Origin of the sequence: Herbaspirillum sp. 1173 (genome assembly GCF_031455335.1) — a bacterium.
Classification (GTDB): domain Bacteria; phylum Pseudomonadota; class Gammaproteobacteria; order Burkholderiales; family Burkholderiaceae_D; genus Herbaspirillum; species Herbaspirillum huttiense.
In genome coordinates this window covers 109228-123203 of sequence record NZ_JAVDSP010000008.1, presented here as the reverse complement: position 1 = coordinate 123203, position 13976 = coordinate 109228, and the positions used below count along the sequence as shown (strand labels likewise).

Here is a 13976-nt window from a genome sequence, read left to right as displayed (position 1 = left end):
GGCAAAAAGGCCGAAAAAAAAGCAGGGCCGCAGCCCTGCTTCTTCATACGCTTCGCAAAAATCAGTGCGTCACGCGGGTGGTACGGCCGTTGGACAGCAGACGCACGCGTTCACCGATGCGGAAAGGTTCATCTGCATCCTGGGTGATGGCACGCAGCTCGCCGTTATCCAGGCGCACGGTGATTTCCAGGCCAGGACGGTTGTTCAGGTGGGCTTCGGCCTGGTTGCCCAGAACGCCACCTGCCAGCGCGCCCACGATACCGGCCGCCAGGGCACCATTGCCGCCGCCGATGTTGGAACCGGCCGCAATGCCGCCCAATGCTGCGCCGCCGAGGGTACCGACACCGCTCGAACCCTTGTCGATGGTGACGTTGCGGATCGACTCGACCACGCCCATGCGCACGGTCTGCTCACCCTGCGCCTGGCGGGTGTTGTATACGCTGGCCGAGTTGGGGGTTACTGCGCAGCCGGCTACCAGGGAGCCCAGGGCTGCGATCACAATCAATTTCTTCATACTAAAAACTCCGACTGAGAACTGTTTGGCCCGTCTCCGGGCAGCGGGGGGATTCGAGCGTCCGCGCGAACGCAACATGATCGCGCATCCGGCGCGGAAGCACACATTCCTTTACATCTTAATACAAAGAGGCCGCGCGTCGACAATCGTTACCGCAAGGACGTCTTCAGTAGGCGATGTGCCAACGCCGGTACAGGAAAGCCAGCACAAACAAGGGCCCGACCAGCAGAAAACGCAGGTCCTCGAAGAAGGATGGCTTTTTGCCTTCAATGCGGTGGCCGATGAACTGGCCGATCCAGGCCAGTACGAAAACCGTGGCCGAGACCGGCAGGACCGCTCCCAAGGGCAGCCGCGCCAGCACCACCAGCATTACCGCCGACATGGCCAGCATGCCCACCGCAAAGGGCGGCGACAGGCGCAGATACCAGGCCAGCGTAGCGGCAGCCACCAGCAGGGCCACGGCTGGCGACACGATCCAGCACAGCCCCAGCAGCGAAAACACGATGGCCGGCACGCAGATGCAGTGGATCAGTTCATTCATCGGATGGCGATGGCTCTCGGCATAGCGGGCCAGCAGTACATCGATGCGGCGCGGTGAAACGGTGCTGTCCATGGTGAGCTCCCTGATCAATGGCCGGCCAGACGTTCAGCGGCCACCGGAAACGTCGATGAAAGTCCCCGTGGCGTAGGAAGATTCATCCGACAGCAGCCACAGGATGGCGTGAGCCACTTCCTCGGCAGTGCCGCCACGCTTCATGGGGACGGCATCCTTGAGCCGGTCGACACGGCCCGCCTCGCCGCCGCTGGCGTGGATATCGGTGTAGATCAGGCCGGGACGCACGGCGTTGACGCGGATGCCCTCGGCCGCCACTTCCTTGGCCAGGCCGATGGTGAAGGCATCGATGGCACCCTTTGAGGCGGCGTAGTCCACGTATTCACCCGGGCCACCCAGCTTGGCAGCCATCGACGACAGGTTGACGATGGCCCCGCCCTGCCCGCCGTGGCGGGTGGACATGCGCTTGACCGCCTCGCGCGCGCACAGCAGGCTGCCGGTGACGTTGGCGACCAGCACCCGGGTGATGCGTTCGGCGCTCATGGCGTCCAGGCGCGACTGGTGATCCAGGATGCCGGCATTGTTGACCAGGGCGGTGACTCGGCCCAGCTCCTGGTCGGTGGTGGTGAAGAGGCGCAGCACGTCCTCCTCTTTGGAGACATCGCCGGCGACGGTAATGGCGCGGCCGCCCGCGGCACGGATCTGCCCGGCCACCGACTCGGCGGCCTCGCGGTTGGACACGTAGTTGACGCACACTGCGTAGCCGCGCTGGCCCGCCAGCAACGCGGTGGCCGCGCCGATGCCACGGCTGCCGCCGGTGACGATGATGACCTTGTCTGTCATGTTCTGTATCCCTTGTGTGAATGGCCCGGCGCGTGACGCCTGGGCAGCTTACGCTAAGATGTGAATTCTTGTGCATTTTGCCGCAAGCCTGACGCTTCTGCAGCCGCGCCATTGTGCCCGGATGGCGAGGCCGATGGAGCTTGCTGAAATTCTTTTCATCCCGGCCATTTACATGCCTGCTCGCCGCTCCTTTGCCGCCTCCCCTTCGTCTGCCCATGATGCCACCCGCGCTGCCGATACGGGCACTACTGATCCCTTGCTGGCCAGCTTTGCGCCGGTAGTGGCGCAGGATACGCGCATCCTGATCCTGGGCAGCCTGCCGGGAACGGCTTCGCTGGCGATCCGGCAGTATTACGGCCATCCGCGCAATGCCTTCTGGCGACTGGTGGGCGAAGTGATCGGGGTTGACCTTTACGCGATGGACTATGCCGCCAGGCTTGCCACCTTGCTGCAGCATCGCATCGGCCTGTGGGACGTGATCGCCCAGGCCAGGCGCATCGGCAGTCTCGACAGCGAAATCCGGGATCACAGCGGCAATGATTTGCTGGCGCTGATCGCCAGGCTTCCGGCATTGGAGACCATCGCTTTCAATGGCGGCACCGCCGGCAAGATCGGGATCAAGGCACTGGGCGCCAAGGCGGAAAACTATCGGGTGGTGGTGTTGCCGTCGAGCAGTCCGGCGCATGCGGCGTTGGCGTATGAGGACAAGCTGGCCCGCTGGAAGAGCTTGGCAACGCGCGATCACTCATTCAACAAGGGCTGATGGACAATGCCGGGCCGATTTCACTTCCGGAAGAACAGATAGTCATAAAACTCCCCCGAAAACCCGCCATTGAAGATCAAATACTGCAACGCCTTCGCGAAAAACACGATGGCGCAGAAGACGATGGCCAGCTTCAGGCAGAGGATGAGGTTCTTGAACATGGCGCAAGTGTAATGGAGCACCGGCCGCCAGCGCACCACCCCGACGGGAAACGCACAAAAAAAACCGCCCGGCCACACGGCGGGCGGTGCACAGAGCTACGCTTGGGGCGGAATTCAGAACGCCGGCACCAGCGATCCCTTGAACTCGGTCTCGATGAACTTGCGCACTTCTTCCGACTGGTAGGCCTGCACCAGCTTCCTGGCCCAGGGCTTGTCCTTGTCCTCGACGCGGGTGGCGATGATGTTGGCGTAACGGCCGCGCGGATCTTCCACGGCGATGGTGTCCTTCTGCAGGGACAGACCGGCCTTGTAGGCGTAGTCATTGTTGATCGAGGCAGCCGCCAGGTCGTCCAGCGAACGTGGCAGCTGCGCCGCATCCAGTTCGATCAGCTTGAGCTTGCGCGGGTTGTCGATGATGTCCAGCGGAGTGGCATTGACGCCGTTTTCGCCCACGCCCGGCTTGAGCTTGATGAGGCCGGCTTTCTGCAGCAGCAGGAGCGCACGGTTGCCGTTGGAGGGATCATTCTGGATGCCAACCTGCGCACCGTTGGGCAGTTGGTCCACCGACTTGAACTTGCGCGAGTAAATGCCCAGCGGGGCCGTGATGGTCAGGCCGACCGGCACGATCTTGTAGCCACGTGCTGCAATCTGGCTTTCCAGGTAGGGACGATGCTGGAAGGCATTGGCATCGAGGTCGCCGGAGGCCAGTGCCGCATTGGGCTGGAGGTAGTCACTGAAGACCACGGTCTGGATCTCCAGGCCGTCACGTGCGGCGACTTTCTTGACGACGTCGAAGATGGCTTCGGCACTGCCGACCGAGATGCCGACCTTGATCTTGTGCTTGTCCTGTGCGCTGGCGCCGTGCGGTGCCAGGACCAGCGTCAGCGCAGCAGCGCCGGCGATGCGCTTGATGATTGCAGCCAATGGCATGGTAACTCCGGAAATGATGAGGTCCGCATCCTCACATACGCGCGCGCCCGGCAGAAGGAATGAATTCGCATGTCGATATGCGCAAAGCGTGCAGCGGCCACTGGCAGGCTCCCAAGGCAAGGTATCATTCGGCATCCGCAGGCCGCCTCCCCGGCTGCCGCGCCGTTTCATTCATATCATGCTCATCCGAAGAAAATCCATCGAAGCCCAGGCCAATACCAAGGCCGGCCCCAATCGTCGCCGTCACCAGCTGGAAGCCGACGCCAGCAAACCGCGCAAACCGAAATATGCCCCGGTCACGCTCTCCGAGCTGGAAGGCGTACGTTATCTGCATTTCGGCACCGAATGGGTACAGGGCGCGATGCGCATTCGCAAGCCCGACTGGATCGAGCTGGAGTACGCCCAGCAGATGATGGCCTGGATGCTCTTCAACCGCACGCCGCGCCATATCGTGCAACTCGGGCTAGGAACCGGCGCGCTGACCAAGTTCAGCTACCGGCAATTCCCGCAGGCACAAGTGACGGCGGTGGAGCTGAATCCGGCCGTCATCGCCATCTGCCACAGCATGTTCAAGCTGCCCGAGCCGGACGAACGGCTGATGCTCATCGAAAGCGATGCCATGGATTTCATCGTCCATGCTGCCACGCACGGCATCATCGATGCCCTGCAGGTCGATCTCTACGACGCCACCGCACGCGGGCCGGTGCTGGACACTCCCGAGTTTTACCAGGCCTGCTATGACAGTCTGGCACCGGGCGGCGTGATGACGGTCAATCTCTTTGGCGATCATCCGAGCTATGGCAAGAACCTGCGGGCCATGGAATATGCCTTCGATACCGTGGTGTCGCTGCCGGAAGTCCATGACGGCAACGTGGTGGCACTGGCCTTCAAGGGCGCGGTGACGTTCGATTTCCCCGAGTTGTATGCGCGTGCGGCACTCATCGAGAGCCAGACCAGGCTGCCGGCCAAGTCCTGGGTCAATGGCATCAAATCGGGGTTATAAGGCAAGCGATGTAAAAACGAGGCCAGGCGTGGCGTGGACGCCGAAGAGATAAAATATTTTCATCTTTTCTCAAAAAAAGCTTGCACCACCCCGACCTCCCTCCTATAATGCGCTCTCTCTTGCAGCACTGAGGCAACAACGAAGTGCAGCAACGGGGCGTTAGCTCAGCTGGTAGAGCAGCGGACTCTTAATCCGTAGGTCCACAGTTCGAATCTGTGACGCCCCACCAAAATTTCAAAAGGCCTCTCAACCCGAGGCCTTTTTCACTTCCCGGTTGGCCTGATCGTTTCAGGAACACCACGGGGCGTTAGCTCAGCTGGTAGAGCAGCGGACTCTTAATCCGTAGGTCCACAGTTCGAATCTGTGACGCCCCACCAAACTCAAAAGGCCTCGCTTCGCGAGGCCTTTTTCTTTTTCCAGCCGAACTGAATGCAGCGCCTCGGTTCACGCTATTCAGCTGCAGTCATCTCCCCGTCGGCACCCTCCCCATCTTTTTCGCCCAGGAAGGGCCAACCTGCTGAAATCTGGCAGCCATACGTAGCGTCGTATGGCTGCAGCATTCGATTCGATCAGCTTGACTGTGGCACGTAAAGCCGATCAACCATTGGGCAAAACAACCAGTGACGAAATCGTGTAAGACACCCATGCGGCAAAGATGAGATAGCAGCAGAACAACGACCCGCACAGGATCAAGCTACGTCTGTTCTCCCACCGGTGTCCGATCAGTGCCCAGGCTGCCAGCGGAAGCAAGATCGCAACCATGGGCAATGAGAACCTGTTTTCAACGGCGGAAATCGAGGTGACCGCACACCAGCCCAATACTGCCGCAAGAAGCAACGCCATGAACACAACGCTTGCCCTGGGCTTCGTACCACCGCGTTGCTCCCAGACACGGATATCTCTTGCCGCAGCAAAAAAACCGACAACGCCCCAGAACAAGACGGTTTGGGAATACAAGAAAAGCACTGGACGGTATTTCGGACGCAGGTCGTAGATGTAGCAAAACAGATAGTCGAAATCGAGCGCGCTGAAGAGATGCAAGAACATCGTGCGCACACCCAGCCACGGATGGAGGAAGTACCAGGACAGGTCGGGTACCGCGTTATTGAACCAGATATTCGGGTACACCATGGCTGGCGGCCCGTTCCCGGTCATGTTCGTTCCATATTTGATCATCAATATTCCTGACCTGATCTGAAACGAACCAAGCTTGAAGACCGGAAGGAACGTAAGCTCATCGAAAAAGTGATAGTTGATGATGATCTGCGGCAGCACTGCAAGGAAGAAACCCAGCAGCAAAGCTGCGCCGAAACGCAGGAGATGCCACCCGCGACCTTGACGTTCACTCCATGCGAACAAGCCAAGCAAGACCACGGGCATGGCCAGCCAATAAAGATTGGCCGGGCGCACCATGATGCCCAATCCGAGCAGCACGCCCATCAGGAATACCCGGGCTGCACTCAACCCTGACGATTGCATGTGGACGATCAACGCGGCGATAAAGATCAGAAGGCTTACGGACATGCCGTCGGACAGAGAAATGGCGAGATACGGATAAAGAAATACATTTGCTGTCAGAGCAAAGAAAACCAGATTTCCTACCCGCAGCGAAACCAGTTTTGTCAGGTTTCCCGATAACAGAATCACCGCCGAAAAATAGACTGCCAACTGCACCGCGAACAGCGCGATTCCCTGGTCAACTGCAAGCCAGCTGGCCGCGATATCAACAGCGGCAATGAACAAGGGATAAGCGTAAAGACGTAGCTTGCTCCATTCGTGCAGCGCAAAGCCGTGCTCGGCATAGAGCTGACCTATTTTTGTATAGGCGTAGGCATCGGCGCAATTGCAAGGATCGAAAATGGCGCGGTATTGCTGAGTGAAAGCAAAATAGGCAAACCCGATCGCCATGAGGAGCGCCGCAGACTTCAGCAACAGGATTTTGCTGGCAGAATTGTTTAACATCGATTTTGTATTTTTCCCAAAAGGTTCTGACGTTCCGTAAGCGCCGTTTTCAGTTCAGCGATACATGTCCGGGGATGCATATTGCCTTGTACCCATGGTCGAAGAGGTAATCGCGACTTGGGACGCCAACATCACCAGCAGCACCGACCAGACAAACCATTTCCGCAAGCGCATTGTCTTCCACGCATCCGGCAGAATGACATTGAATGCAATACTGCAATAGAAAAGCAATTGGAGCGGCAAAAAGAAGCGGGTCTCGACCGCGCCCGGAATGATCGCCATTACCGGCAATAAAATGATTCCAATCCAGATCCAAGGTGATTTCTCTTGAGTGATATGGGGCAGCATCCCATCTTCGGCACTCGCGTCCGGCGCAGCACGGCAATGAAGACGGTGGCTAAAAAAACCGTACAGCGCTGCCAATACCACCAAAAAATTCAAGAGGGAAATGATATTCCCTTCGCTCTTCGCATCTCTTACATAGACTTCGCCATCGCGAAGATCGAGGCCGTTGATAAAGTGGCGAACGTAGATCCCTGCAAACTCGACAGGATACTTTCGGACAATCGCGAAGTAGTTGCTCAACGCAATCTTGTCCTTGGCAATCATTTCCAGCTCGGCAATGCGCCGCCCTGCCGGGTCAACATAAAAACGCGATGGTGTAACAGAAGGATCGATTACCGTTTCATAGCGCTGCAAGGTGATCCCCCACATCAGCTGCAGCGCAAACAATGACTTGCCGCCGTTATCGGTCAACACCATCGGTGTGAAGGTTTTCTTGGAATGCAGATTGACCAGCGCCTGCGGCAAGCTCACCAGACTCACGCCGATAAAAAATGCAGAGAGCATCCAGGCCTTGGTTTTCATGCCCTCGTGGCGGAAGAACGCAAAGGGAATGGCCACAACGACACACAACATGGAAAACAGATAGATGGTACGCGTGTTGTAAGCCGCACCAATCATCATGCCGGCCATCACCAGGCTAAACAACTTGCGTTTGCCGAATTGATTTTTCGATGTTGCAAACACCAGCCAGCTGAGCCCGCCGAAGAGCAAGAGAATGGCGGGCAAATCCGCCAGCGGATAAACGATCACACCGGGAAACAAGAGTGCGACCAGAACAGGCACGACCATTCGCCTGTAGAAATTCACCCGGCCACCGACGATACGGATGTAGAACGCTGGGAGAATGATTGTCAGCGCAAAGCCATACACCAACGAAGTCAGGATGCGAAACGCCAGGAGGGCAGCCTCCGCGCCAATATGTTGAAACCATCTTGCCGGCAGCAAAAGCAGAGGCCAGAAGTATCCACGCGTTGTCGCAGGAAAATCAAAGAAAGTGGACGGATTCGCAAGCGCCCAATATTCTCCTGCATCGTAGGGGAAAACCCTGACATTCATGCTCCAATGAAGGAACAGGAACAAGATGGCCGCGAGCGCAAATGCCCACCACTCTTGATGGCGATCCAGTGCTTCATGGATCGCCGCGCATCGACGGCAATGCAGCGACGCAAAACGCCTACCCTCGTGAAATCGGCTCATTATTCCCCCGCAGACGTTGCTGCTCTTTTTTCATGTGGAATCAGCCCAACGGCATATCACGACGAAGCTGCCATCAGACAGTTCAACAGTAATGCCGCATCAGCTCTCAACGCTTCAGGATGCTTCGGCTAAGCAGAAAGCTGACTGGCAATGTGAGAATGATCACCAGCAAGGGAGAAACGCTTGGCGACAAACCCAGCGTTTCGACAAAGAACGCCAAAAGCACCGCACCCAAGCCGTATTGGACAACGTAGACCAATGGAAACCTGACGAACGTCCGCAATGAGACCGGTTTCTCAAAAACAAATAACGTGCTCAGGAAGTAAGCGAAAACGATCCCGCATACGTAAGAAACAAAATAGGCCACTTGATAAGCAATGACCAACTTCAACGCGAGATACAAGACATAAGTCGCAAGCGTGTTGAGCCCGCCAGTGAAGAGGAAACGGAGAAACCGGTTCTGCCTGAGTGCGGAAAAACGCATCATCCGTTGCTGAGCAAAGCGAGGAATTCGTCGTAGTCACGTATGTAATCCGACGCATCGTAATAATCGGAAGCGAACACGAGCAGGATGGCATCTTCAGAGTACTTGTACTGTATGCCCCAGGTCATGGGCGGCAGATAGACCCCGGTAGCAGGCGAATCCAGCATCACCTCCTGGCGGGAGGTACCGTCATCGGCCACGACGGCACATCGTCCACGCACACAAATCAGAAATTGATGACATGACTTGTGCGCATGTTCGCCACGCGTCTTTTCGCTGGGAACATCAAATACCAGAAAATAACGTTTGGGAACAAATGGGATTTCCCGCTCAAACTCCCCGACCGACAAGTCGCCACGCAGATCCTTGACATGATTGAATCGGTGCAGAGTGACGCCTTTCACGTTGGTTGGCGTCACCGGGCCTTTGCTGACGACGCCGCCGCTGTCGCTTGACGTAACCTCCTCGACCGAATTGGCGTAACCAGTAATACGGGCAGGGTTGCCTACCACGATCGCGTAGGGGGGAACGGACTGTGTAACGACTGCACCTGCGCCAATCATTGCCGATCGTCCAATGACCAGCCCGGGCAAGATGGTCGCATTGGCCCCGATGGAGGCACCTTCGCAGACCAGCGTCTTCTCGAAAGACGCAGGATACTGCTTGCTTCGGGGCCTGAGATCATTGGTAAATGTCACATTCGGACCGACGAAGACATCGTTCTCCAGATGGACGCCATCCCATAACTGTACGCCGCATTTGATGGTGACCCTGTCGCCCACCACCACATCGTTTTCAACGAATACACCGTCGCAGATATTGCAGTCGCTACCAATGACAGCCTGCGGAAGGATGTGTGCAAATGCCCAGATCCTGGTGTTTTCGCCGATTTGAGCAGACTCGCACAACGCATTCGGGTGCACATAAAATGACATCAGTAATTCCTTTTATTTTTGGAGCGGACCGGCAGGGAATTTCAGATCACGCAAAACGATGGCCAGTGGACGCCGCTTGGTATTTTCGTAAGCGCGCCAGGCGTATGAGCCGACCAGCCCAAGGCCCAGTGTATTGGCTCCGCCAAAGAAGAGCACGATCAGCACCGTGGTTGCGTAGCCCGGGACATGCAGAAAACCCGATATCCGTGCAAACAGGACCACCAACCCCAGTGGAATCGATACCGCAAGTCCGGCGACGCCCAGTGCCAGCAACAGCTTGATGGGCAAATCGGTAAACGCGAAGATGCTGTCCATCAGATAGTTGATTTTTTTGGACAACGTCCATGCCGATACACCGTGCGACCGTTCGCGCCGGCTGTAAGAAATCTCCTTGCGCCTGAAGCCCAGCCAGAACAGCAATGCGATCAGTGATGTGTTCGATTCTTCGCATGAGAGCAAACAATCCCTGAATGCGCGGTTGCATCCAAACACATCCACTCCCCCGGCCGGCATTTGCGAAACCACGAACTTGCGATAAATCGACCAGAAAAGGTTGGCAGACAGCCGATTGCGCAGTGGATCAGCCCGCCCCTCCCTGGTGCCGACAACCACATCAAACTCGTCGCCACGCATGATCTCGAAGAACTGCAACACCAGCTCGGGCGGCTCCTGCAGGTCGGCTGCCATGACGGCAAAATATTCCCCAGAGGCTTTTTGCAAGCCCACCCGGATCGCCGAAAAGGAGCCGAAATTGCGCGAAAGCAGAATCAGCTGGGATGCAAAATTTTGCGAAGGCAAAAGGGATTGCAGCAGTTCAGCAGAGCGATCAGGACTGCCGTCGACGACAAATACCACTTCCATCTTGCCATCCAGTTGTCGGTTCAATGAATCGACAACTTTCACCAGTTCTGGAATCGATTTTTCGTTTTTATATACCGGAATAATGAGTGAAAACATCACGCTTCCCACTGATTGACGTGCTGCGATACCCATTCCACTTCTTCGTCGGTCATTTCAGGGAAGCACGGCAAGGTCAACACTTCATTGCACGCGGACTCGGTAACGGGAAGAATATCAGCGGCGAAGCGTCCGTTGAACATTTCCTGGCGATGATCGGGCACGGGAAAATGAATATCATGGGGCACCTGCATGGTGCGCAAATGCGCTGACAGGGAATCGCGCTGTCCGCAGCGGATGACATACAAGTGGCCAACATGATCCGGGCCGTAAGGAGCCGGCAGCGTGATCTGCGGATGACGGAGAAGCTTGCCGTACAAATCAAAAATGGCCCTGCGGCGGGCATTCCAACGGTCAAGATACGGCAGTTTGACTCTGAGGATAGCTGCCTGTACTTCGTCCAGACGACTATTTCTGCCACCGATCACCGTGGAACGATACTTTTGTGTCCAACCGTACTGCCGCAGTTGCTTGGCGCGTTCCGCGACATCCGGGGCGTTCATGGTCAAGGCACCACCGTCACCCAACGCACCGAGATTTTTGGTCGGGTAGAAACTGAACGTCGCCAGATCACCCCACGATCCTGCTTTTTTTCCATCTCGCACAGCGCCGTGCGCCTGTGCGCAATCTTCGATGAGCTTGACACCCTGGTCTCTTGCGAGGCGCGAAATTTCTTCGATGTTGGCCAACCGCCCATACAAGTGGGTCACGATGATGGCACTGATGCTGGAGGCCTGCAGTGCGCGTTCCAAAGCCAGGACGTCCATATTCAAACTGAAAGCATCCACATCGACATAAACGGGTACGGCCCCTATCGCATTGACGGCAAAGGTGCCATAGCCCCCCGCGTTGGCGACCAAGGCAACGCGGTCGCCCGCCTCAACGCCTGCCGTCCGCAGCGCCAGCTCCAGGGCATCAGTGCCGTTGGCCACACCGAGTGCATACTCCGTTCCGCAATATGCGGCGAACTCTCGCTCGAACGCAGTGACCTCTGCCCCCAGCACATACCAGCCACGTGCCAAAAAATCCTGGAAAACCTTGCTGATTTCAGGCTCAAGCGGCTCGTTGTGCCGGAATAAATCGTTGATTGCTTTTAGCGGTTTCATTCGTTGTCCAAAAAATGAATGTTTGCTCATCCGCGCAAACATGCATAGATAAGTCTTCATCTGGGCTGACGCCAGCCGAATTCTATCGCGTCATCACTGTGATGAATAAAAATTGTCTGTTGGCCATTGCCAACGCCTTGCTCTGGCGAAGAATTCGCAGGCAAGACAAGAAAAATGAGTGACTTTCCCCCGGCACGGTTTGAGAAGCTTTGGAATTCCCGCCTCTTCTTGCGTTTTGACAATGTCTCGTAGATGACAAGTATAATTCAGCGCCCCCCTTATAAGGCTCACTCTCTTGCAGTGAAGCGACTGATAACTCGCGGATTTCGATCGGACAATAATGAAAAATGTTTCCCCGACGCATGATCAGGGCCAATCCCGGCTTCTATCCATATTTTGCTCGCTGCTGACTGCCGGCGGCTTGGTTTTCGTATTGCTTGCAGGTTTCGGTGCCTACTGGGGTAACGATGACGCCGGCATGGCCATGATCGCCCATGGCTACGGAATTGCTGCATTCGGCTCACCCAATATTGTATTTTCCAATGTGCTCTGGGGACATTTCGTCAGAGCAATACCATCAATCGATGGCCTTGACGGCTATTCTGTTGCCATGATCGGGGTGCTATTCGTGGTCACGGCGACGACGATCTACGGATTGCGTGAGCTGAAGACGAGCATCACCTTATGTACGCTGATTGCGGCGTTCCTGTTCGTGCGTCCTGTGCTTTTCCCGCAATTCACGATCAACGCCGGCCTGCTCGGTATTGCGGGCGTCATTTGCCTGTTGGTCTTCATTCGGGAGCGCAGCAGAGCGATCCTCTTGCTGGGCGCGGTGCTACTGTTTACCGGTTACCTGATACGCAGCCGCGAAGTGTTGTTTGTACTGCTGGTTTCGGCACCTCTCGTTCCATGGCGCAACCTGATCCAGGACCGAGTTGCCAAATTCGTGATCGGGGCCTTTTTTGCGGCCGTTCTGATCGCCGCGCTTGTCGACTACCAAGCCTACCAAACGGCCAGTTGGGCGACATTCAATGAAACCAGCAAAGTTATCTCTCCCATTGTCGATTTCGGTGCAGGTGCTCTGCTCAGGCAGCATCCAGCCATCCTGCAAGCTCATGGTTACTCAACCAATGATATTGACTTGCTGATCAACTGGTTCTTCGTCGATCTCAATATTCTCGACGTGAACAAGCTCAAGCAAATGCTGGCCGAACTGGGTCCCTTGCCAACGCAAGCCAACTCCTTGTCAAACGCGATGACTGGAATCAGATTTCTCTGGAACAAGGAGTTGATTGCTCCGATGCTGGCCGCGTTGTTCATGTTGTTTGTCCTGCCCAGCCGTCGGGTATTCATCAGCTGGATCATCTTTTTGGCCGGGATTTTCACATTGGGTCTGATGGGCCGACCGGGGATCTTGCACGTTTATATTCCTTTGGCAGGCCTGCTGTTGACGGCTCCATTCCTGATTGGCCCCGTGCCCCCACGCCGTGCACGCATGGCGATAATCGGGCTGGCTGTCGTGCTCATCCCTTACACCATCAACCTTTGCATCGAAGCCAATACCGCAAAGTCAACCGTTGCCCGGATCCAAAAAGATTTGACCGAATTCCCCTCCACGACCGTCGTCAATTGGGCCAGCAGCTTCCCGTTTCAAGCAGCCTATCCATTCTTGGGACGACACAAGGCTGACATGCCTTTCAGGCTGTACAGCCTGGGCGGGTTGGCTCAGGCCCCTTACATGAACACCTTTGTTGATCAGAGCAAGCGCCAAGGCGTTCCAGATCTGCTTGCGAGTGAATCAGGCATGAAGTTCATTGCCATTGCACCCTATTTCGATCTTCTGGCCAAATATTGCGAGGAGCATCTGCACGGAGATCTGCAAGAAATCTCAGTTCATAAATATGGTGATGTAGAAGTCAGTCAACGCCGTTGCAACGTTCGCGCCAAGTCGTGATCTCGGACCCAAAGCAGCACTACCGTGCCGATAACCATCGCATCCTGCGCACCGCACAAACTCCACAAGTTCATGCGCAGGAAAAGCATCAGCCGGTTTGCTGAGTCATTGAAAACGAATGGCCCCAACAATGAAAAGCACCACAGCCGATCGTGGTGCTTTTTCGTTTCTGCGGCATTGTGTGAAGTTGTTGTATCAGCCCTCGAAAGGATCGCGCCCCTGGCGTTCAGGCTCATTGTCTTGCACGTCCTGCCCTGCCGACTGCTCCT

The 13976-nt window shown here is 56.4% G+C and carries 15 protein-coding genes and 2 tRNA genes; 5 read left to right on the top strand and 12 right to left on the bottom strand.

Features of this window, described 5'->3' with window-relative positions; genetic code table 11:
- Positions 1-61 precede the first annotated feature (61 nt).
- From J2X56_RS21875 to J2X56_RS21865, 3 genes are all read right to left on the bottom strand, one after another.
- Positions 62-514, bottom strand: a complete 453-nt coding sequence (locus tag J2X56_RS21875; RefSeq protein WP_034336617.1) for a glycine zipper 2TM domain-containing protein — start codon at positions 512-514, stop codon at positions 62-64.
- A gap of 166 nt (positions 515-680) precedes the next feature.
- Positions 681-1127 carry a DUF962 domain-containing protein gene (locus J2X56_RS21870; RefSeq protein ID WP_121039254.1) on the bottom strand — a complete coding sequence of 149 codons (447 nt, stop codon included), beginning with the start codon at positions 1125-1127 and terminating at the stop codon, positions 681-683.
- 33 nt (positions 1128-1160) lie between these two features.
- Positions 1161-1910, bottom strand: coding sequence for an SDR family oxidoreductase (locus J2X56_RS21865; RefSeq protein ID WP_034336623.1), 750 nt, complete (start codon positions 1908-1910; stop codon positions 1161-1163).
- A gap of 172 nt (positions 1911-2082) precedes the next feature.
- Here J2X56_RS21865 and J2X56_RS21860 point away from each other — a divergent pair, with 172 nt between their 5' ends.
- Positions 2083-2673 (top strand): DNA-deoxyinosine glycosylase, encoded by a 591-nt coding sequence (locus tag J2X56_RS21860; protein WP_310162583.1) that lies wholly within the window; start codon positions 2083-2085, stop codon positions 2671-2673.
- Positions 2674-2693: 20 nt separating this feature from the next.
- Here J2X56_RS21860 and J2X56_RS21855 read toward each other — a convergent pair whose 3' ends face one another.
- On the bottom strand, positions 2694-2834 hold the full coding sequence (locus J2X56_RS21855) for a hypothetical protein (protein WP_166675052.1): 141 nt from the start codon (positions 2832-2834) through the stop codon (positions 2694-2696).
- A gap of 114 nt (positions 2835-2948) precedes the next feature.
- Positions 2949-3764, bottom strand: coding sequence for a MetQ/NlpA family ABC transporter substrate-binding protein (locus J2X56_RS21850; RefSeq protein WP_310162579.1), 816 nt, complete (start codon positions 3762-3764; stop codon positions 2949-2951).
- A 178-nt stretch (positions 3765-3942) separates the two neighbouring features.
- On the opposite strand from J2X56_RS21850, the gene J2X56_RS21845 reads away from it, so the two are divergent.
- From J2X56_RS21845 to J2X56_RS21835, 3 genes are all read left to right on the top strand, one after another.
- Positions 3943-4767, top strand: coding sequence for a spermidine synthase (locus tag J2X56_RS21845; RefSeq protein WP_310162576.1), 825 nt, complete (start codon positions 3943-3945; stop codon positions 4765-4767).
- A gap of 153 nt (positions 4768-4920) precedes the next feature.
- Positions 4921-4996 (top strand) — tRNA-Lys (locus tag J2X56_RS21840).
- A gap of 72 nt (positions 4997-5068) precedes the next feature.
- Positions 5069-5144, top strand: a tRNA-Lys gene (locus J2X56_RS21835).
- 220 nt (positions 5145-5364) lie between these two features.
- Here J2X56_RS21835 and J2X56_RS21830 read toward each other — a convergent pair.
- The 6 genes from J2X56_RS21830 to J2X56_RS21805 form a co-directional block, all read right to left on the bottom strand.
- Positions 5365-6729, bottom strand: a complete 1365-nt coding sequence (locus J2X56_RS21830; protein WP_121039244.1) for a hypothetical protein — start codon at positions 6727-6729, stop codon at positions 5365-5367.
- 54 nt (positions 6730-6783) lie between these two features.
- Positions 6784-8271, bottom strand: coding sequence for a hypothetical protein (locus J2X56_RS21825; protein WP_310162571.1), 1488 nt, complete (start codon positions 8269-8271; stop codon positions 6784-6786).
- Positions 8272-8377: 106 nt separating this feature from the next.
- Positions 8378-8755, bottom strand: coding sequence for a GtrA family protein (locus J2X56_RS21820; protein ID WP_039787343.1), 378 nt, complete (start codon positions 8753-8755; stop codon positions 8378-8380).
- Positions 8755-9690, bottom strand: a complete 936-nt coding sequence (locus tag J2X56_RS21815) for a WxcM-like domain-containing protein (protein WP_121039238.1) — start codon at positions 9688-9690, stop codon at positions 8755-8757. The genes J2X56_RS21820 and J2X56_RS21815 overlap by 1 nt, the downstream gene beginning before the upstream one ends.
- A gap of 12 nt (positions 9691-9702) precedes the next feature.
- A complete protein-coding gene (locus J2X56_RS21810) occupies positions 9703-10647 on the bottom strand; it encodes a glycosyltransferase family 2 protein (protein ID WP_121039235.1) in 945 nt (314 codons plus the stop codon).
- Entirely contained in the window at positions 10647-11813 is a 1167-nt protein-coding gene (locus tag J2X56_RS21805; protein ID WP_310162561.1) for a DegT/DnrJ/EryC1/StrS family aminotransferase, read from the bottom strand. The genes J2X56_RS21810 and J2X56_RS21805 overlap by 1 nt, the downstream gene beginning before the upstream one ends.
- 280 nt (positions 11814-12093) lie before the next feature.
- Between J2X56_RS21805 and J2X56_RS21800 the strand changes: the two genes are divergently transcribed.
- Positions 12094-13707 (top strand): hypothetical protein, encoded by a 1614-nt coding sequence (locus J2X56_RS21800; protein WP_310162558.1) that lies wholly within the window; start codon positions 12094-12096, stop codon positions 13705-13707.
- Here the strand turns inward: J2X56_RS21800 and J2X56_RS21795 are convergent.
- Positions 13674-13943, bottom strand: coding sequence for a hypothetical protein (locus J2X56_RS21795; protein ID WP_134135089.1), 270 nt, complete (start codon positions 13941-13943; stop codon positions 13674-13676). The genes J2X56_RS21800 and J2X56_RS21795 overlap by 34 nt on opposite strands.
- Positions 13944-13976: the final 33 nt, after the last annotated feature.